Source organism: Gordonia amarae NBRC 15530 (genome assembly GCF_000241345.1).
GTDB lineage: Bacteria > Actinomycetota > Actinomycetes > Mycobacteriales > Mycobacteriaceae > Gordonia > Gordonia amarae.
This window is the reverse complement of sequence record NZ_BAED01000020.1, coordinates 19,334-39,764: the sequence shown is the minus strand read 5'-3', so window position 1 is coordinate 39,764 and position 20,431 is coordinate 19,334. Positions and strand designations below refer to the sequence as shown.

Here is a 20,431-nt window from a genome sequence, read left to right as displayed (position 1 = left end):
CTGCGCGATCGGGTGTTTCCGGTCGGGCTGTCCGAGGACCACTCAGCCCAGAACCTTGGTCCCGTTCTTCGCATCCCAGGTGATCTTGCCGTGCTGGAAGGTGTTGAAGCGGCCCTTGCCGTCGCGGGTGGCGAGTTCGTCGCTGGTGGGCAGGCCGAGCTTGCCGCCGGGGCCGCCGGCACCGGTGTAGGCGCCGCCGATGGCTCCGGTCACCACCTTCGGGCCCTTGGGTCCGGAGATGATGCGCCCGCCCGCGAAGTCCTGCGCCCGGCCGCCGGGCACCGCGTAGTCGGGGGTGAGGCACTCGCCGAGCACCTTCTTGTTTTTCTCGGCGACCTTCTTGAACTTGCTGTACACACCGCAGCTCACCTTGTCACCGCTCAGGCCGAGCGCCGACGCCGCCTGCGGCCACGCCTGCTGCATCTCGAACTGCCAGTAGGGCCAGGTGTGGGTGCCTGACGGCCGGTACGCCGACCGGGCCGGGACGCCCACCTCGTTGAGCTTGATGGCGAACTGCTGCGTGGTGACGCGGGAGAGCACCTCTAGGCCGACGCCGGAGTAGTTGGTGGCCAGCAGCGGGATGTCCGAGGGCTGGTCGTGCGGGCCGATGACGCCGTTGCCCGACGAGATGTACAGGCTGGTGCCCTGCAGTTTGTCGGCGAGGACGTACGGGTCGTGTTCGGCCCAGGCCGGGTCGCTGGGCTTGCCGAACATCTTCTCCGAGTCGTAGCCGCCGCCGTCGCGCTGGGCGAACTGGATGGCCTGCGCCATACCGGGCGAGGTGAGCTGCAGGATGCCGGAGAACGACGCCGCGAACTTGTAGAAGCCGGGGTTGCGCGCGGCGAGCATCATCGCGGCCGAGCCGCCCATCGACAGGCCCTCGATGCCGCGCACCGTCGATGAACGCCAGTCCTTCTCCAGGATCGGCGGCAGTTCCTTCATCAGGAAGGTCTCCCACATGTAGTGCTTGCCACGGTCGGGCTGCTGCCAGTCGGTGTAGAAGCTCGACTCCCCGCCGATCGGCAGGACGACGTTGACGTTCTTGTCCTTGTAGAAGTCGATGATGTTGGTGTTGATGATCCAGCCGCTCTGGTTCTCCTGGGCGCGCAGGCCGTCGAGCATGGTGAGCTGCGGGAACTTGGCCTTGGGCTTGGAGTACCAGTCGCGCGCCAGCAGCAGCTGCACCTGGATGTTGGTCTTCATCGCGGGCGAGTACACCCACAGCGCCACGCGGCGGCTGGTGTACCAGTAGATGTTGGTGACCTTGGCGCGGTCGTTGGCCGCCGCCGGCGGCGCCGGCTTCGGCGTCTCGGGGGCGGGCTTACGGTTGGCCTCGGGTGCCGGTTTCGGCGCAGGCTTGGGCTGCTGGGTGGTCGCCGGCGCCGGCTTCGCGGTGGTCTTGGCCGGAGTGGGGGCCGGCTTCGCCGGGGTGGGGGTCTGCTTGGCCGGGTCGGCGGGCGCGGGGGCCGGAGCCGGAGCGGCGGGGTCGGCGATCGCGGGGGCACCGCCTGCGACGAGGCTCAGCGCGATCGCTCCCGCACCGATCGCGGTAGCGGCCGCGACCCTGGAGCGTCCCGATCGTGCGGCACCCAATCGTGCGGTGCTACGCCGGGCCGCCCGATTGCCGCCGCTCTCCCCGCTTCGCGTTGTCTGCCACATAGCCTGAACTCCTCCGCCGGGTACGAACGCATCTGTCACATTCGCACCACAAACCACAAATGTCTCAGGTGTTTCATACACTGCCGGAGCCGACAACACACGCACGCCACGCTGTGTCGCGTGTGATCTGTGTGATTTGTGATGAACGAGTGATGGCCGAGCGTGGACGGATCGGGGATTCGGTACAACGTCGGCTCACCGGGTTTCGAGGCTCGTCGCTTGCGCTCCTCACGCCTCAACCAGCGAGAATGGGCACCTCAACCAACACAGGCCGGAAACGACAAAACTCCGGCACCGAAACGATGCCGGAGTTCGTCAGAGGCCATTGCCAGGGCGACCACCTGTTTGGCCGCCCAGCCGGGTTGATTTTGCCCCGACCCCGTTCTGGACGACGGAGTGAGCGGGGAGCTTGCGACCCCGAACGACGGAGGAAGAACGGGGAGCAAGGGGCAAAATCAGGCCCGGCGAATTTAACGGAAGAAGCCTCGGTTCTTCGCGTCCCAGACCATGTCCTGCCAGTAGCCCCACGAGTGGGTGCCCATGGAGTAGCTGCTCATCACGGGGATTCCGTTGATGGCGGCGAACACTTCGAAGGCCTTGGTCTGTGTGAACGAGAGCAGTTCGAGCGGTGAACCCTTGAACACGTCGTTGAACAGGCTCACCGCGGAGCTGCCGGTGTCGAAGCTGTGCTGGCCGACGATGCCGTTGCCGGAGCCGACGTAGATCTTCATGCCGCGCATGCCCTGGAGGTTGTTGACGGCGTCGTTGGTGGACCAGCGGGGGCTCCACGGCGGGCCGTACATGGCGTCGACGTTGAACGGGGCGGGCGCGATGTCGAGCATCGACAGGCGGATCGCGGTGCGCATGCCGGGCGCGGTCATCCAGTTGTAGCCGGACAGCGAGGCGGCGCGGTCGAAGTTCTGCCGGTTCTGCGCGGCGATGGTGAGTGCGGCACCACCGCCGGACGAGAGGCCCATGATGGCGTACTTGCCGTTGCCGACGCGGAAGCCGTTGGCGTCGAGCGTGCGGATGAGGCTCTTGGTGATGACGCAGCGCCACTTGTAGGTGAACGGCTGGCCGTTGAAGTTGGACGGGCCGTCCCAGTCGGCGTAGAAGCTGGCGGGGCCGCCGATGGGTTCGACGACGTTGACGCCGGCGTTCACGAGCTTCTGGACGTTGGTGTTGATCTCCCAGCCGCTGTAGCCGTACTCGGCGCGCATGCCGTCGAGGAGGATCACGGTCTTGTAGTTGCCGGCCTTCTTCCAGGTCCGGACCTTCACGCCGTCGGCCTCACCCTTGGACTTGTTCTTCCAGGGGCCACTGGTGTAGCTGGGCATCCCGCAGCTGTTGACGCGGTATTCCTTGAACAGAGGGGTGTCGTTGACCTTGGCACTCGCCTCGCCGGCGGTGACCCCCACCATGCCTATCGCAGTGGCCAGCGACAGCATGCCCACAAGAAACCGGGAGCGCCCTTTACGGCGCCCCGTGTGCTTAACTGCACCTTCGCGCATCGACTACCTAACTCCTCGTTTCGGGGCAGAGCACCGGTGATCACCGGTGGTCCGCCGCCCTGCTTATGCGACAGTTGCCCGCATCGCATCCGGGCCCGACCACGCCGACAGCTGCGTGTGTGACGCACATATCGTTTGGCGAGCCTATTGCAAGCCGGGCAGGCTGACAAACGCTGTGATCCGTATCTCTATCTAATCGAGATCACATATGCCGATCAGCTGACTCACAGTCTCTCTGTCGTCGATGTCTTCGCGAACGTTACCGATTCGAGATGCGCGGACACAACTGTTCCAGAGTCACAATCCCCTTCGGTTCCCTGAACTCCGGCCATATCTACCGGTGCGTGCTGGGCGGGGTCAGCCCGCAGCGCAGGATCTCGTACTCCGGCTCACGCTGAATCCGGTAGCTGTTGAACGTGACCGCGTTCTTGAGATTGTCGACGAATCTGTCCCACGACCACGTGCCCTCGTACGAGCGGTACCGCTTCTTGGTCTCGGGGCAGGTCAGCGCTACTTTCGCGGCAGCGACCGCGTCCTCATCGAGGTAGCTGGGCAGCTCCGGTTTATGTGAGACGGCCTTGGCCTCGGCGACCACCCATTCCGCCCGCAGATTCTTGTCGTGCCCGATGCGGCCGTCGACGAGGCGTTCGGTGTGTGCCGCGAGCGGATAGGCCAGCCCCATCTGGTCGACGACGCGCACATCGAGCGGTGCGTTCATGCTCGTCATACCCAGGTTGAGGAAGTACACCGTCACCTTGCGCTTGTTCTGCGGGGTGGATTCGGGCAGCGGTGCGACGTACCACTCGTCGTAGTTGGCCGACGGCAGGATCACGCCGCCCTGCCCGCGGTACTCCTCGATCCGCTGGACCATCGCCCGCATGCGCGGGTAGTCGAGGTAGTCCTCGGCGGTCACCGGGTTCTGGATGCCCATGTTGGTGACATAGAAGCGCCGCTCGTCGACGATGCCGCTGCGGCCGATGCTGGTGCCGGCGTTCGGCAGGACCGTCGACTGGTACAGACAGCCCCATACGAGCGTGGTGATCCAGATGGCGGCCAGCACGACCGCGGAGCCGAGCCGGATCCGGGCGCGCCGGGCGGGGACGGCGCCGGCGGCACCGCGCAGTTGCGCCCAGCTCGACGGAATCGTCACCGGGACGGTCATCAGCGGGAGCAGCAGCGTGAACATCGGGTTGAGCAGCACCCGGCCGTGCATGAAGTCGCCGCCCTGCCGCATCCAGTAGACGGCACCGATGGCACCCGCCACGGCGACGGTGACAGTCACCGCGGTGGGGGACTGCAGCCACGCCGACCAGCCCGCCAACCGGTCCCGCACTCCCGGGCGCGCCGCGTCGAGGACGGACTCCTCGGCGCCGGCGGTGCCGCGCGACAGCCGGCCGTCGACGCCGAGGAGCGCGGCGACGACGATCAGCAGGATCAGCGGCAGCACCAGCAGGTACGGCGAGAACAGGTTGCCGACGTAGTCGAAGCCCTGCGCCCACTTGGAGCCGCTGGCGTCCTTGGCGACGGCCGGGTTGGGCACGAGCAACGCGTAGTAGCCCATGCGGAAGATCTGGTAGCCCACCGGCAGCACACCGGCGACGACGACGATCCCGGCGCGCAGCTTCCACGACGCGGGTGCGAGGACCATGGCCAGCAGCACCAGCCCGCCGAGCACGGCGAGTTCGGGCCGGATCAGCGGGGCGAGGCCGGCGGTGAACGCCAGCGCGAGCGTCGCGGGACTGTTGCCACGCCCGCGGGTGCCACGTCTCCCCCACGCCACGAACTGACACCACAGGACCGCGATCCAGAAGATGCACAGCCCGTTCTCCAGGCCGCTGGTGGCGAAGTCGCGGGCCGGGGGCACCGCGATGTAGACGATCGCGCCGAGCGGCAGCAGCAGCGTCCAGCCGGAGGTGCGGGAGAGCCTGTCGGCGTACAGCCGGGCGGTGCCGTACATGGCCAGCGGGATCGCCGTCACCGACAGCACCAGCGCCACCCACAGCGCCACGTATTCGAGTTTCCCGTCGGTGACCCACGCCCAGAACCACAGCAGATAGGTCCACGCCGTCGAGGTGTTGGCCTCGACCCGCTCCCCCGCGTTGAACACCGGACCGTTGCCCGCGAACAGGTTGCGCAGGGTGCGCAGCACGATGAGGCCGTCGTCGGCGATCCACCGACGCTGCCAGGCACCGATGGTGAAGAAGACCGTGACCGCGACGGCGCCGATCGCGAAGCTGCCCGCGGTCACCCACTGCCGGGCGTCGAGGCCACGGATCCGGCCCGACAGCCCCGCGCGCCGCTTCTCGTCCGTCCCGAACAGGTCGGCCAGGCTCGACTCGGTACCGACGGGCTGTTCGTCAGAAGGCATAGACGGCCACACCCACGCAGGCGATCCAGGCGACCGCCAGGAACTGCAGGATGCGGTCGCCCAGGGCGATCTCCTCGGGTTCGCCCGCTTGACCGCCGTCGACGTCGACCGCGTACCGCAGGATCGCGACGGTGAACGGGACGATCGAGATCGAGTAGAAGACGTTGTCGTCGTGGCCGCCGACTGTTGCGGTGTCCAGCGCGAGGCCTGCGTCCAACGCAGGAGCGGTGTCCAGGGCCCAGAGACCGTAGGACAGCACCACCGCCGTCGCCGACAGCGTCCACACGAACCGCAGGTAGGTGGCGGTGTAGTACTGCAGCGACTTGCGGATCTTGGCGCCGGTGCGCTCGGCGTACACCAGTTCGGCGTAGCGTTTGCCGGCCGCCATGAACAGCGAACCGAACGCCATGACCAGCAGGAACCAGCGCGACAGGCCCTCGGGCAGCTGGGCGGCGACACCGCCGGCGATGGCCCGGATCAAGAAGCCCGACGACACGATGCAGATGTCGATGACGGCCTGGTGTTTGAGGCCGAAGCAGTAGCCGAGCTGGATGGCGAAGTACACGGCGATGGTGACCGCGGTCTGCCAGTTCGCCAGGAACGACACACCGATCGCCGCGACGGCCAGCACCGCCGCCAGACCGAACGCCAGGTTCTGCGGCACCACCCCGGCCGCGATGGGCCGGAACCGTTTGGTCGGGTGGTTGCGGTCGGCCTCGACGTCGAGGGCGTCGTTGATCAGGTAGGTGGCCGAGGCGATCAGGCAGAACGCGACGAACGCCACCAGCACGCGCAGCATGGTGGCGCCGTCGGTGAGCACGTCGGTGCCCGCGGCCATCGGTGCGGCGAGGACCAGGACGTTCTTGACCCACTGCCGGGGTCGCAGCGCCTTGACCAGTCCGCTCGCCAGGTTCTTCGGCGGGCCGAGCTGGGGGCCGTGCTCGATCGGTTCCTCACTCATCGCGGTCCTCGGCTCATGTCACTCCTTGCCCGCACCGGTGCGGGTGTCACTTCTTTGTCGTCTGTGCCCGTTTTGTCGTCTGGGCGCGGGCTCAGCTGTCCGCGGCGCCCGAATGATTCTGCAACAGTCTGTCACCCGCGACGACGGCCGCGGCGCTGACCGCTCCGATTCCCGCGCCGGCAAGCACATCGGTGGGATAGTGCACGCCCAGGACCAGCCGCGACAGCAGCATCGGCGGCACCAGCACCGCGGGCAGCGCGGCCGGGGGCAGACCGGCGGCGCGGCCGATCAGGATGGCGGCCGCCGTTGTCGATGTGGCGTGCGAGGACGGGAAGCTCAGCTTGGACGGGGTGCCCACCCCGATCTCGATGTCGGGATGGTTGGGGCGGGGCCTGCGCACGACCCGCTTGATGATGACCGACGCCGCGTGTGCGCCGAACGCTCCGACGCCGGCCTCGACCCAGCGGCGGCGGGCGGCCCGGTCGCCCTTCAGGTGGGCGATGCCCGCCCCGGTGCCGGCGATCGCCAGCCAGCCGAGGGAGTGCTCACCGAAGTGCGACAGTCCGCGGGCGGCCTCCCGGACCCCGGGCCGATGCCCGATCGCCGACTGGATGCCGACCAGAACGGCCGCCTCACCGGTCGCCGGAGCGACGCCGGCCACCGGCTGTTCAGTCGATTCCGAAGACATCAGCCCAGCTCTCCTTGCTCGTCAGGTCCGCGTGCGCGGCGCGGTAGGCCGCACGCATCTCGGGGAAGCGGTCCTTGACCTCTTTCACCAGCGCCGCCGACTCGCGGGCCAGCGCGATCATCTTGTCACGGTCACGCTGCCGGTAAACCACCCCACGGCCGTCGGCAGTGGTCACGGTCACGCCGTCGACGCGGCCGAGGCTGAACCAGCGCGCCTCGATCGGCGGGTAGTTGGCCTGCGGCACCTCGTGGTGACGCGGGTCGGCGGGCCGCAGGTTGTTGCGCACGGCACCGGCGAGCGCCTTGATCTTGGCGACCGGGTTCTTCGGTTCGTTGACACCGAGTCCGGTGGCCTCGCCGCTGGTGCGCGGCAAGTCCTGCGCCGACGGCAGCACGACGGCGTCGGGGAATCCCTTGCGCATCTCGGCGATCTTGGGCAGTGCGGTGGGCAGCAGGCTGCGGATGTGGTCGGGCCCGGCCAGGAAGTCGCGGATCGCCTCGTTCTGGATGGCGACCGTCGAATACTCCAGGCACAGCAGATGTTTGGCGGTGGCCTTGGCCATCGACTGAAGGATGCCACCGATCGGTCCGTCATGATGGATCGACGCGACGACCAGCCGGTTGCGCAGGTGGAAGTAGGCCTGCCAGTCAATGGCGTCGTCCTTGTCACTCCACGCCATGTGCCAGATCGCGATACCCGGCACGGTCGCCGTCGGGTATCCGGCCTTGGCCGCGCGCAGGGCGAACTCCCAGTCGTCCCATTTGATGAACAGCGGCATCGGCAGGCCGATCTTCTCCGCGCATTCGCGCGGGATCATGCACATCCACCAGCCGTTGCCCTCGACGTCGATGCGCCGGTGCAGGTTCTTGGAGTTGTCGCGGTCCCGCAGCGGGTATTTCGCGAAGTCGTGGTCGTATTCGACGAACGGCGCCGCCGTCCACATGAAGGTGTGCCGGTCGATGGCCTCACCCATGCAGTGCAGGTGGCTGCGGTCCTGCAGGTTGAGCATCTGACCGCCGACCAGCACGGGGGACTTGGCGAACCGGGACAGCGCCAGGGCCCGCAGGATCGAGTCGGGTTCGATGGCGATGTCGTCGTCCATGTACAGCACGTACGGGCTGTCGGTCAGGCGCAGCGCCTCGTACATGATGCGCGCGTAACCGCCTGAGCCACCGAGGTTTCCCTGGTCGAAGATGCGCAGCCGGTCGCCGAGCGCCGAGGCGGCCTCGGTGTAGCCGGGTTCGTCGACAACCTTGCGGGTGCCCTGGTCGGGCATCAGCACCGCGTCGACGACGGCGTCGACGAGCGGGTCGGAGGTGAGCGCGGCCAGCGCGGCGACGGCGTCGGTGGGCCGGTTGAAGGTGGGGATGCCGACGGTGACGCGCTTGGTCTCGTCGTCGGGAGTGGGTGCCTCGATCGCCGAATACCAACCGGCGGAGACGATCTCGGTATCGGTGTCGGTGGTGAGGTCGAACCAGATCCAGCCGCCGTCCTCGAACGGGCCCAGATCGACCTCGAGTTCGATGCTGCCGCGGCCGGATTCGTCGACGGAGATGAGTTCGCCACCGATGCCGATGCGGGCGCCGTCGAACTTGGAGCGGTACAGGTCGATCCGGCAGGTGCCGATCACCTCCACGCGCAGCACGACCGAGTTCAGGATCGACCAGCGCCGCCAGTACGCGGCGGCGAAGGCGTTGAAATACGCCTCGAAGCTGACCTGCGAATCCGGCCCCAGCACAACCGAAGTGCGGCTCGGTGAGTGGGCGCGCCGCGAGTTCCGGTCGTCCTCGACGAGATACAGCGACCGGACGTCGACGGGTTCGCCCGGACGCGGGAAGATCACCCGCTGCAGAAGCGACTGTGCCTTGCTCATTCTTCTCCCCCGGTCAGTGCCGCGCCGTCGCGCAGGTGCGGGGCGAGCGTGTTGTCAAACATGGTGAGCGCGCTGGCGATCGCCATGTGCATGTCCAGGTACTGGTAGGTGCCGAGCCGTCCACCGAAAAGCACCTTGGCCGAAGCGGTTTCGTCCTTGGCCAGCTCGCGGTAGGCGGCGAGCATCGAGCGGTCGTCGGGGGTGTTGATCGGGTAGTACGGCTCGTCGGCCTCATCGGCGAAGCGGCTGTACTCGCGCATGATCACCGTCTTGTCGGCCGGGTAGTTGTCGCGTTCGGGATGGAAGTGCCGGAACTCGTGGATGCGGGTGTACGGGACGTCGGCGTCGTTGTAGTTCATCACCGGGGTGCCCTGGAAGTCGCCCGTGTTCAGCACCTCGGTCTCGAAATCCAGTGTGCGCCAGCCGAGCCGGCCCGCCGAGTAGTCGAAGTAGCGGTCGAGCGGCCCGGTGTACACCACGGGCGCATCGGGATTGGCCGCGCGCAGCTCGTCGCGGACGTCGAACCAATCGGTGTCAGTGCGCACCTCGATACGCTCGTCGGCGGCCATCTTCTCCAGCCACGCCGTGTACCCGTCGACGGGCAGACCCTCGTAGGTGTCGTTGAAGTAGCGGTTGTCGAAGGTGTACCGCACCGGCAGCCGGGTGATGTTGCTCGCCGGCAACTCGGTGGGGTCGGTCTGCCACTGCTTGGCGGTGTAGTGCTTGAAGAACGCCTCGTACAGCGGCCGCCCGATCAGGCTGATCGCCTTCTCCTCGAAGTTCTTGGCGTCCTTGGAGTCGATCTCCCCGGCCTGCTCGGCGATCAGCGCGCGCGCCTCGTCGGGGCTGTAGTACTTGTCGAAGAACTGGCTGATGAGGCCCAGGCCCACCGGCAGCGGATAGGCCTGCCCCTGGTACAGCCCGAACACCCGGTGCTGGTAGCCGGTGAAGTCGGTGAACTGCCGCACGTAGTCCCACACCCGCTTGTTGGAGGTGTGGAACAGGTGGGCGCCGTACTTGTGGATCTCGATGCCGGTTTCCGGTTCGGCCTCGGAGTAGGCGTTGCCGCCGAGGTGGTGCCGCCGTTCGATGACGAGGACCCGTTTGCCGAGCTCGGTTGCCGCCCGTTCCGCGATCGTCAGTCCGAAAAACCCTGAACCCACCACGAACAGGTCGTACTCATTACTCGATGCCACGAGTGCTCAGCCTATCGGACCCAACCTGAGGGTTCCGGTAGGACCGGCCCGTCTGGACGACCGAGCGAGTGGGGAGCCTGCGACCGGCGAGAGAGGGAGGAAGACGGGCCATAGGGGCCTACCGGAACCCGACCGTCCGATCCTGAGGGTTCCGGTAGGACCGGCCCGGCTGGCGGTGCCCCAGTCCGGTTATCTGAGGGCGTCCCGTTTGGGGAAGCCGAGGACCGGCTGGCCGCCCTTGCTCTGGTAGTCGGCCAGTGCCCGCCCGGCCAGCGCGTGCACGCCGGTGTCGGCGGAGAAGAACATCATGCCGCGCTGGAACAGCTGGACGACGCCCTGGCCGTCGGGGGTGAGACCGGGAACGCCGATCGCCTGGCCGAGGAGGCCGGTGATGCCTCCGAGGTCGTCGAACTTGCCGCTCATCAGCTGGGTACCCACCGAGAGCAGCTGCGACGCGCCCGGCAGGATCTCATCGAAGATGGTCTCCAGGCTGCCGAAATTCGATCCGGTGCCGCGCGGCGGTGTGACGATCTTGGGCTTGCTCGTCTGCCCCTTGATGGCGAAGAACGACGACTTGAGGCCGAGCGTGGTGCGGGCGTCCTCGCCGCTCACGTCGACGGAGCGGGCGGACCCGACCACGCGGACCTTGGCGGCGCGGCCCCAGTTCGGGCCGAGACCGTTGGCCTCGACAACCTCGAACGACCGCAGCGCACCCACGCCGAAGGCGCTGCCGATGGTGTCGGGGCTCAGCGTCATCGACCAGTTGTGTGACGGCGAGATGCTGTCGCCGTCGTCTTGAACCGCCGGGAACTGGCCGCCCGCGGTGTAGCCGCCCGTCGACGCCGAGAACTCGGTGAACGCGGGTTTGCCGCCGACGAGCCGGACCTGACCGGCGGTGGCGTCGGCCGCGGTGTTGGTGCGCGGGTCCTCGACGGACGCACCGCCGTAGACCTGCGAGTTCTGGGTGTCGTCGATCTGTTTACCGCCGGCGAGCGCGGCGAGCGCGTAGGTGCGGGCGGCCACGGCCTGCGCCTTGATGGCCTCCATGCCGCCGCCGTCGGCCCAGCCGGGGGAGATCTCCTTGGGCAGGACACCCTTGACGTAGTCGTCGATGTGGATGCGGTTGACCACCCGGCCCCCGGCGTAGCCGAGCTTGCCGCGGTACTTGGCGCCCGATCCGCAGAAGGTGAGGATCTCACCGGCGGGCCTGCTGGGCCCGGCGTTCAGCGGTTCGACGAAGGTCGCGGGCACGGACCGCACGACAGGCCCCCCGCAGCCGGAGGTGATGTTTGCTGTTCCCCCGGACAAGCTCACAGCCTGTCCGGGGGCGACGGTCTGCCCGCCGACCCTCATCCCGGCGCCCGCGCGCACAGATACCGAGCTCTGATTCGTCAAGACGACGTCGATCTCGGACCTGCCCGCCTTCCCCGCGGTGGTGCCGCCGTAATAGTGGCTGAGGATCCGGTTGGCAGACCAGCCCTTCTTCGCATACCCGTAGGCACCCCACTGGCCCAGGCCACGACCGTGACCGTGGCCGTGACCGGTGAGGGTCACGGACCCGCCGACGGTCAGGGCGACATCGTCGTCGCCCTGACCGAGCTGGGTTCCGAGCGCCAGACCGCCGGCGATGAGCACGGGCGTCACGCCCAGTGCCGTCAACGACAGTCGGCGTGTGCGCGCATCCCTTGGCCGGGTGCCGGTCGTGAACATTCTCAGACGTGGCATGACCGCTGGACTCCCCTCGGGTTACCCCCGCATCGGCTTGTACGCAGTGGGTGCACGGGAGGCCGCCCCGCTGCGAAGCCGTTGCAGGGGGTGGCCGACCGTGACTCGTGTGACTAGTGTTGCGATTGAGACTGTAGTGACCATAGTGAATATCTCGCAGCAACGGCAACCCCACGAGATAACAACAGCATCACGAGTTTCATCGAAAGTGCGCGTCGGTCACCCCGCAACGCGGTCCCGACGCACAGGATGACAACGGTCCGGCCCCGAAGCTGCTGCCGCCACGATCTGCCAGGAGACCTGCACCCGTGCGATACCCCAGAACCAAGCCACCGATCGTCCTCGCGATCGTCGCCGCGCTGGCCGTCGCGAGCCCGTTCGCGGTCACCCTGTTCGGCGTCGACCCCGTCCCCGTCGACCGCAAGAAGGACAGGACGAAGACCGCGATCGAGCAGATCTCCCTGGCCAAGCTGCCGACATACGCCCTCGACATCGCGACGGCGGGCCTCGCCGACCTCGGGATCACGCTGCCCGAGATCACTCCGACGCTGTTCCCCGACCCGGACAAGGGGCACACCGCCCCGGCGTTGCCGCAGGTCGAGATCCCCGGCAACGAGGCCGTGCGGACCCCGGCGCCCCGCACGGTCACGCCGGTTCCACCCACCACCTCGAAACCAGGAGCCCCGACACCAGGAGCCCCGAAACCGGACGCCCCGACGTCCCGCACCCCGGCGAAGAAGCGCGTGGTGTCGCCGCGGATGGCCGACGGCAGGCCCGTCGGCGCGGCCGTGCAGCGCATCACCAACAAGGGCAAGGCCCTCAAGATGGTGGCGCTGACCTGGGACAAACCCGTCGAGGCCACCCCCTTTCTGCGGGTCCAGGACAAGAACGGCAAGTGGGGTAAGTGGACCGCGCTCGAGACCGTCGACACCGCCGGCAACCCGGGACCGGGTGAACGGGGCCGCCGCAAGTACGTCAGCGGCACCGAACCGATCTGGGTGGGCGGGGCGAAGGTCGCCGAGATCCTGCTGACCCAGGGCGGCAAGGCCATCCCGGCCGCCGTCACCCAGAGCGGACTGCTCACCCAGCTGGGCATCGGATCGTCGGATTCGATCATCTCGACGCTGCTCAACACGGCGCTGTCGGCGGTGCAGGCAACCGTGATCTCGCCGCAGAGCCTGCTGTCGCTCGGGTCATCGATGCTGACCTCGCTCGCGGGCGGCCCGTCGGTGATCTCGCGGGCCCAATGGGGTGCCGACGAGAGTATTCGCTGTTCACAGCCGGTCTACATCCCGCGGGTCAAGGGTGCGGTGGTCCATCACACCGCCGGATCCAACGACTACACACCGCAGCAGTCGGCCGAGATCGTGCGCGGCATCTACGCCTACCATGCCCGCGCTCTCAACTGGTGCGACATCGGTTACAACGCGCTCGTCGACAAGTACGGGCAGATCTTCGAGGGCGCGTTCGGCGGTCTCGACCGCAACGTGGAGGCCACCCACACCGGCGGCTTCAACCAGTCGACGGTCGGGGTGTCGCTGATGGGCAATCTCGACCAGGTCGGGCCGACCGCGCAGATGGTGTCGGCCGCGGGCCGCTTCCTGCGCTGGCGCCTCGGTAAGGCAGGCCTGTCGCCCGTCGGTAAATCCCGGCTCGACGCCCAGTACTTCTCGGAGAGCAAGTTCTCGGCGGGCAGCGTCGCCGACGTGCCGACGATCTCCGGTCACCGCGACCTCAACCACACCGACTGCCCCGGCCGGAACGGGTATGCGGCGCTGAGCACCATCCGCGCCATCGCCTCGGGTGGCACCCCGATGGGCACCGCAGAGCCGCCGACGCCGTCGGCCGCGCCTACCGGTGCGCCCGCACCGGCTCCCGCAACCATCGGCTGAGCCGGCGTGCCCACCTGCCGGCTCCGGGCACAGGCGTCGGAGTCCCGCGAGAGACGTGGTCGTCTCGCGGGACTCCGAGGTCACCGGCCGCACCGACAGTCATTCGGCGGGATCGGGATACTGATACAGCCGCACCGACGCGTGTCCGGGGAAGGTCTGCCCTCCAGAGGTGAACTGCCGGATGGTGAACGCGTCGTCGCCACGGAACCGCCAGACGTCCTGGCCGACGACCAGCACCTCCAGTCTCTTGTCCGCCGGCAACCTCTGGGCGGTGTACTTCATCTGATATGTCCGCCCGTCGCGCTTATGGAACGACCGCCGAACATACGCGGCCCGCGCCAGCTCCGTGTACTCCTTGGGATACCCCTTCGGAAGGCGCATACGCACACTCACGATCGGGCGATAGCCCGGATGGTCATCGACCCACTCCTTTCGGAGAATCAGGGTGATGGTCACCGAATTGGTCATCGTGCACGCCTCACAGACCGGCGTCACCGGTCCCTTGACATCCAGAGGCGTCGCACTACCCTGTCCGGCCACAATGCCGGCGACACCGAGACTCAGCATGACCGCAATAAAAGCGGTGATGATTCTTCTAGGCATTAATAATCTTCCTTCGACATCGAAATGATGTGGGCGATCGGTAATAGTATTGCGGCGGTGCGGATGACCGGCACGAGTAGTCGACTACCCGATTCGCCGGCCATCCGCCACGACTATGTAAGTACTCGGACGGACAGATGCCGTGCGATCAGTGGCGCTTGATCTTCACCAGCCCGATGGAGCCTCGCACCTCATCAGGTCCGGCAAGGGTGTTCTTTCCGCAGTGCAGCCAGACTTCGTGGTAGCCGGGGGTACCTCGCAGGGTCCTGGCCTCCACCTCCTGCGAATCGACGGTGAACCGTTTTCCGATAGCGCCCTTCTCGACGACCCAGGTCTCGCATTCGATCGGGTAGGCATTCGGATTGCTCACCACGACCACCACCTTGCCCCGGTGACCGGACTCCAAGTGCGTGGTCGGCGCGACGGCCGCTGCCGTGCCCGCGCCGGCGCCCAGAATTCCGGCGATTGCGGCAATACCGGCGAATCCTGCGAGTGCGTGTTTCTTGGACATTAGATCACTCCTAAAAAGTGGGAAAGTGAGTTCCCTGACTGATGCGATGTGCCATTCCGAAAAATCAGTAACCCTTTACTTGAAGCCTTTGAATCTATCGGTCCGGCATGACATAGATTCGCACCTCGGTACCCTCCGGTCAATATCGCCACATGGGGACTTCTCCCCTGATTCGCACCCGCACCCGCAGAACTAATTCGTTCCGCAAAACAATGGCAGAACTGTTTACCAGTCGATTACCAAGCCGCGCCACCGGCCTGACGTATTTCGGTAGATTCGCGGCGAATCGGTCATTCCACACCACCGCCGCTCCAGACGGCCGCCACATCCGCCGCCGGCGTACGTCCCCTGCCCGCACGAGCGTTCTGCTGCGATCTACGGCACAATGCGCGGTATGCGCGTGAACAACACCTTGCTACCGGCCACTTCATCAGCCGCCCGCCGTCGCGGGAGTCCGGCACGGCGCATCGTCGCCGCGGTCGCCGTCGCCGCCGGTCTCGGCGGTCTGCTCGGCGGCGCACTGACCAGTCCCGACGCGGTGGCCGCGCCCAAGACGACCCCAACGCAGCCGACCACGAAACCCACCACCAAGCCAGTGGCCAAGAAGAAGTCCAAGCCGATCGTGCGGGCCTGGGCGTCGCACGGCCGCATCTACATGAGCGCCATCAACCTGCCCGAGGGCCGCAAGCTGTGCGGAATCACGATGCAGGTGGCCCGGCAGTACATCGGCAGCTACGAGCCGATCAAACAGCTCGGCGACAAGACCACCACCCGCCGGATACTCACCCTATCGACCCCGCCGCTGCCGCCCGGCACCCACACGGTGAGCCTGCGCTGCTACAACGCCGACGACGGCGCCACCATCGTCGCCTCCACCCGCCACGTGGAGATCGGCTTCATCGAGTGGGCCTCCTGATCCTGGGCTGAACCCCACCAAAGCGCCTGGCACCACAATTATGTTGATGCCAGGCGATATTGGTGTGGTTTACGACGAGAGCGCCGCATGCCTCTCGGCATAGGCAGGCGCCAGTGCCTCCATCTGTTCGATAACGATCTTGATGGCCTCTGGCTGCTTGTCGGGCGGGTACTTGAATTTGACGAGTACCCGTTTCACCGATGAGCGCAGTTTGGCGCGCACATCATCGCGGATGGTCCAGTCATACTTGGTGTCCCGCTGCATGATGCGCACCAATTCGCGGGCGATGTCGGCGAGCACGTCGTCGCCCTGCAGGTCGACAGCCGACTTGTTGGCAGCGACGGCGTCGAAGAAGGCCAGTTCGTCGTCGGACAGCGGTGGGTTGAAGTTCTGACCCCGGTTGCCTTCGGTGGCGATGTCGCGGGCCATCGCGATGAGCTCGGCGATCACCTCGGCGGAGGTGATCTGCTGGTTGGTGTAGCGGCGCATCAGCTCGGTGATCCGGTCGGAGAATTCCCGTTGCCGCACGACACTGTTGCGGGTGGCCTTGCGGGATTCCTCGGTGAGGGTGGCGCGCAGTGCCTCGATCGCCAGGTGCGGATTGGCGGCCGCCCGCGCTTTGGCCTCGAAGTCGGGGGTCAGATCGTTCAGTGACGGTTTGGGCAGACCGGCGGCCTCGTAAATGTCGACGATGTCACCGGATGCGGTGGAGTCGGCGACCAGCCGCGACAGCAGGCGCCTGATGTCGTCGGGGATGGGTTTGCCCTCGGCCTGGCGCCGGTTGGCTTCGATCTTGCCCATCCACACGCGCACTTCTTCGTAGAACTTGATGTCGGGGCGCAGTTCGGCGAGTGCTTGATCGCCGCCTGCCAGCGCCCAGGCACGGGCGAGACCGCCGGCCAGCTCGCGGTAGCGCGCCGCGGCCGATTTCGTCTCCCCGTCGATCTCAACACCGGGCGTGTCGGGGGCGAGCAGGTGATCGGAAAGGCCCCGAGCGGCCCGCATCCACGGGTTTGCACCGCCGCCGCGAACCACTTTCCGCCAGTCGTATCCGGCGCACAGTGCATCGATGCGTGCGAGTGTCTCGCGGGCCAGTTCGGCCGCTTCGTCGATGCGTTTGCCGACGGGTTTGGTCTTCTGGTCAGTGTCGGTGTACTCGGCCAGCGCCGCGTTCAGATTCTCCGCGAGCGGTGCGTAAGCAACGAGCAGACCCGCCGGTTTGCCACGGAAAGTACGGTTCACTCGCGCCAGGGTCTGCATGAGCAGCGCACCTTTGAGGGGGCGGTCGAGGTACAGGGTGTGCAGCGGCGGTGCGTCGAATCCGGTGAGCAGCATGTCCTTGACGATGACGATCTGCAACGGGTCGTCGGGGTCCTTGAGGCGTTTCTGGATGGCCTTGTTCTGTGCGTCTCGCCGCACGTGCCGGCTGATCGGTTCCTGATCTTTCGCCGATCCCGAATAGACCACCTTGATGGCCCCGGCGGATTCGGAATCGTTGTGCCACTCCGGCTTCAGTGCGACGATTTCGTCGTAGAGGCGGGCACAGATGTCTCGGGTGGCACCGACGATAAGCGCTTTGCCGGGGGTTTCGATGAACGGCAGCATCGACGTCGAACGCGTTTCCCAGTGGGCGACGATATCGGCAGCGAGTGCGGTGAGTCTTTGCGGCGCACCGTATACCGCGTTGATGACGGCGACGGACTTCTCAATCTGGGCGCGTTCGACATCATCGAGTCCCCGGGTGGCCTCGTCGGCGGCCCGGTCGAGATCGTCCTCGGTGATCTGTTCCGCCAGTGACACTTTGATCAACCTTGGCTCGAAATACACCGGCACGGTGGCACCGTCGTCGACGGCGCGGGTCAGGTCGTAGATATCGATGTACGGCCCGAACACATCACGGGTATTGCGTTCGGCCAGGGAGATCGGTGTACCGGTGAATGCGATGAGCGTCGCATTGGGGACGGCGTCGGCGAGATGCCGGGCGTAGCCGTCGAGGTCGTCGTAGTGGCTACGGTGCGCCTCGTCGACGATGACAATCACGTTGCGGCGGTCGGTGAGCAGCGGATGGTCGGCGCCGGCTGCGCGTTCTTCTTTAGTGCGGCCGAACTTTTGCAGCGTGGTGAAATAGATACCGCCAGTGGTGCGGTCGGCCAGTTCGTGCCGCAGCTCGTCGCGGCTGCCGATCTTGACCGGCGACTCACCGAGCAGCCGGGACCGATTGAAAGTGTCGAACAGCTGCCCGTCGAGGTCGCGGCGGTCGGTGACGACGATGATGGTGGGGTTCTTCAGTTTTGGCTGTTTGGCCACGAGATGGGCATACAGCTCCATCTCCATCGACTTGCCCGACCCCTGGGTGTGCCACACCACCCCCGCCTTGCCGTTGCTCTCGGCTGCGACCACGGTATTGCCAACAGCCTTGGTGACCGCGAAATACTGGTGCGGCTTGGCAACTCGCTTCACATATCCGTCGGCACCGGCATCGTAGGCGACGAAGTTGTGCTGCAACTGCACGAACCGTTCGGGGTTGAACACGCCATCGATGAGGGGTTCGAGTTCGATACCCAGATCGTCATCACCGATGGGCTTTCCGATCTCGACGGGCTTGCCGTCGTCATCGACGTTCCACGGTGCGAAGTGTTCGAGCGGGGTGAACGGAGTCCCGTAACCCGCGTTGATACCGTCACTGATCACGGTGATGACGGCGAACCGGAACGCCATCGGGAACTCCCGCAGATAAGTCTGCAACTGCGCGTGCGCCGCGGCCACCGTCGCGCCGGCCGACCCGGCCTGTTTGAGTTCGAAGATCACCACCGGTAATCCGTTGAGGTACAGCACCACATCGAAACGACGCTCGTGCTCCCGGCTGCGGATGGTGACCTGCTGCACGGCGAGAAATTCGTTGTCGTCGGGCCGCGTACTGGCCACCCGGATGGTCGGGGTCTGTTCGATCCCGGCATGGTCGTTGTAAGTGATGCCCCGGTATCCGCGGGTCACGATCTGGTGCAGCCGGTAGTTCTCGGCCATCGGATCCTGCGACTGCGGCGCCAGGATCGCCGCCCGCGCCTGCACCAGATACTCGTGCGGCACTCCGGGATTGAGTTCCCGCATCACCGCCAGCAACCGATCCGGCAACACCAGATCGTCCCACGATGCCCGCCCGAGTTCCGTCCCGGGCGCGATCTCCGGCCCCTTGAGCGGCTGCCAGTTGTGTTCGGCGAGCCGATCGACGGTGAAATGCTCCCACTCGGATTCAGGAATGATGCCCATCCGTTAGTCCGTCCTCTCACCTGGCGTACGGGGCCGCCGGTGCCCTCCGTCAACTCTGCCCACACTATGGCAGAGGACTACGACGCCCGGCGGAAACGCCGACCGTGTTCAGGATCCCGATATGGTCGACTGCGGCAACCTCAGCCGCTGGTCGCGGGGATACCGTCCCGCTCATCGCGGTGCGCCCCGGGTATTACTGCGGGCCGACAATCTCCTCGATGGACACGGCTCCTTGAACCAACCGATCACTCCACACGCCGATCTCTTCGGCAGTCGCGTGCGCCACGCGGGCCCGCACATCAGGGTCGAGTTCGCCGAACTTGCTGGTCAGCATCCGCATCAGCAATCGGGCCTGCCCTCTCGCTTCACCCCTGGCTTCACCCTCGGCGCGGCCCTGAGCGATGAGCTGGTCTGCGGTCGTCATGGCGGCCTCCCTTGCCTCGGCTCCGACTGTCCCGGCGAATCGGACGACATTCTCGACCGGTGTCACACTGACCCTTACAAGATAGTTGAAAATCGCGACCAACCGCTCGTAGTCGATCGCAGCCAAGTCATCGGCCCAGTCCGACAACCAACGGGTCACATCGGAGTCATCGGGTGCATGAACGAATGACACGAACGTGATCCGCGCCGTCGCCGTGAGCGGCCGAGCACGCAGAGCCTCATCGTCGACGACGGTCAGATCGTCGAGCAGGTAAGTGAAACGCGGCACCAGGTCAGATGCCGCGCCGACCAGGTCCTGGTCGACGTCGATCAGATCAGCCAGGTCCGTGGGCGCAATCCACTGGCGACGACCCTGATAGATGACGACCGGGATGATCAGCGGCAGCGGACGGGTACGCGAGCGCTGTTCGGGCTGGGCGAGATGCCGCTCCCAGATACGAAGCTGGTAGCCCAGCATCCGCAATGCCATCAACCGGTCCGGAGTACTTTGATGTTCGATCAGCACATACAGATACGCGTCGCGGCCGTGGACAGTGGTCGCGAACAGAACATCAGTCTGGCTGTGCCGCAAGGCATCATCAATGAATGTGCCTTCCTGCAACACCAACCCGTCCAGGTCGATGTGCGCAATCAGATCCGGCGGCAACACCGATCGCAGTTCCGACCCCGCGTTATCCGGATCACCGAACACCAACCGGAACAACGCATCATGCGGCTGTCCCCCAGCCGACGACTCCCCCTCGGTCACCATGGGCACACCCTAGATGCGGCCTACGACATCGCCGCCGAAAACACACCTCACGGCGAACGCGTCGGT

Annotated in this window: 14 protein-coding genes; 2 read left to right on the top strand and 12 right to left on the bottom strand. The window is 66.4% G+C overall.

The window, feature by feature from the left end; translation table 11 throughout:
* Positions 1–42 precede the first annotated feature (42 nt).
* The 8 genes from GOAMR_RS05220 to GOAMR_RS05185 form a co-directional block, all read right to left on the bottom strand.
* Entirely contained in the window at positions 43–1,659 is a 1,617-nt protein-coding gene (locus GOAMR_RS05220) for an alpha/beta hydrolase-fold protein (protein ID WP_005183657.1), read from the bottom strand.
* 470 nt (positions 1,660–2,129) lie between these two features.
* Positions 2,130–3,170 carry an alpha/beta hydrolase gene (locus GOAMR_RS05215; protein WP_005183656.1) on the bottom strand — a complete coding sequence of 347 codons (1,041 nt, stop codon included), beginning with the start codon at positions 3,168–3,170 and terminating at the stop codon, positions 2,130–2,132.
* Positions 3,171–3,504: 334 nt separating this feature from the next.
* Entirely contained in the window at positions 3,505–5,538 is a 2,034-nt protein-coding gene (locus tag GOAMR_RS05210) for an arabinofuranosyltransferase AftB family protein (protein ID WP_005183655.1), read from the bottom strand.
* On the bottom strand, positions 5,528–6,499 hold the full coding sequence (locus tag GOAMR_RS05205) for a decaprenyl-phosphate phosphoribosyltransferase (RefSeq protein WP_005183654.1): 972 nt from the start codon (positions 6,497–6,499) through the stop codon (positions 5,528–5,530). The genes GOAMR_RS05210 and GOAMR_RS05205 overlap by 11 nt, the downstream gene beginning before the upstream one ends.
* A 91-nt stretch (positions 6,500–6,590) precedes the next feature.
* Positions 6,591–7,187 carry a phosphatase PAP2 family protein gene (locus tag GOAMR_RS05200; RefSeq protein ID WP_005183653.1) on the bottom strand — a complete coding sequence of 199 codons (597 nt, stop codon included), beginning with the start codon at positions 7,185–7,187 and terminating at the stop codon, positions 6,591–6,593.
* On the bottom strand, positions 7,168–9,060 hold the full coding sequence (locus tag GOAMR_RS05195) for a glycosyltransferase (protein WP_005183652.1): 1,893 nt from the start codon (positions 9,058–9,060) through the stop codon (positions 7,168–7,170). The genes GOAMR_RS05200 and GOAMR_RS05195 overlap by 20 nt, the downstream gene beginning before the upstream one ends.
* The gene (glf, locus tag GOAMR_RS05190; protein WP_005183651.1) at positions 9,057–10,256 is read right to left on the bottom strand and encodes a UDP-galactopyranose mutase; all 1,200 of its coding nucleotides are present in this window, start codon (positions 10,254–10,256) and stop codon (positions 9,057–9,059) included. Before glf ends, GOAMR_RS05195 begins: the two co-directional genes overlap by 4 nt.
* A 189-nt stretch (positions 10,257–10,445) precedes the next feature.
* Positions 10,446–11,981 carry a SpoIID/LytB domain-containing protein gene (locus tag GOAMR_RS05185; protein ID WP_005183642.1) on the bottom strand — a complete coding sequence of 512 codons (1,536 nt, stop codon included), beginning with the start codon at positions 11,979–11,981 and terminating at the stop codon, positions 10,446–10,448.
* 308 nt (positions 11,982–12,289) lie between these two features.
* Here GOAMR_RS05185 and GOAMR_RS05180 point away from each other — a divergent pair, with 308 nt between their 5' ends.
* Positions 12,290–13,873 (top strand): peptidoglycan recognition protein family protein, encoded by a 1,584-nt coding sequence (locus GOAMR_RS05180; protein WP_005183640.1) that lies wholly within the window; start codon positions 12,290–12,292, stop codon positions 13,871–13,873.
* Positions 13,874–13,972: 99 nt separating this feature from the next.
* Here the strand turns inward: GOAMR_RS05180 and GOAMR_RS05175 are convergent, their stop codons facing one another.
* Together GOAMR_RS05175 and GOAMR_RS05170 are read right to left on the bottom strand one after the other, a co-directional pair.
* Entirely contained in the window at positions 13,973–14,341 is a 369-nt protein-coding gene (locus GOAMR_RS05175) for a hypothetical protein (RefSeq protein WP_138943603.1), read from the bottom strand.
* Between the two features lie 283 nt (positions 14,342–14,624).
* On the bottom strand, positions 14,625–14,987 hold the full coding sequence (locus tag GOAMR_RS05170; protein ID WP_005183637.1) for a hypothetical protein: 363 nt from the start codon (positions 14,985–14,987) through the stop codon (positions 14,625–14,627).
* Positions 14,988–15,381: 394 nt separating this feature from the next.
* Here GOAMR_RS05170 and GOAMR_RS05165 point away from each other — a divergent pair, with 394 nt between their 5' ends.
* Positions 15,382–15,903, top strand: coding sequence for a hypothetical protein (locus tag GOAMR_RS05165; protein WP_138943602.1), 522 nt, complete (start codon positions 15,382–15,384; stop codon positions 15,901–15,903).
* 69 nt (positions 15,904–15,972) lie between these two features.
* Here the strand turns inward: GOAMR_RS05165 and GOAMR_RS05160 are convergent, their stop codons facing one another.
* Together GOAMR_RS05160 and GOAMR_RS05155 are read right to left on the bottom strand one after the other, a co-directional pair.
* A complete protein-coding gene (locus tag GOAMR_RS05160; RefSeq protein ID WP_005183628.1) occupies positions 15,973–19,170 on the bottom strand; it encodes a type I restriction endonuclease subunit R in 3,198 nt (1,065 codons plus the stop codon).
* A 193-nt stretch (positions 19,171–19,363) separates the two neighbouring features.
* Positions 19,364–20,365, bottom strand: a complete 1,002-nt coding sequence (locus GOAMR_RS05155) for an Rpn family recombination-promoting nuclease/putative transposase (protein ID WP_005183625.1) — start codon at positions 20,363–20,365, stop codon at positions 19,364–19,366.
* Between the last annotated feature and the right edge of the window lie 66 nt (positions 20,366–20,431).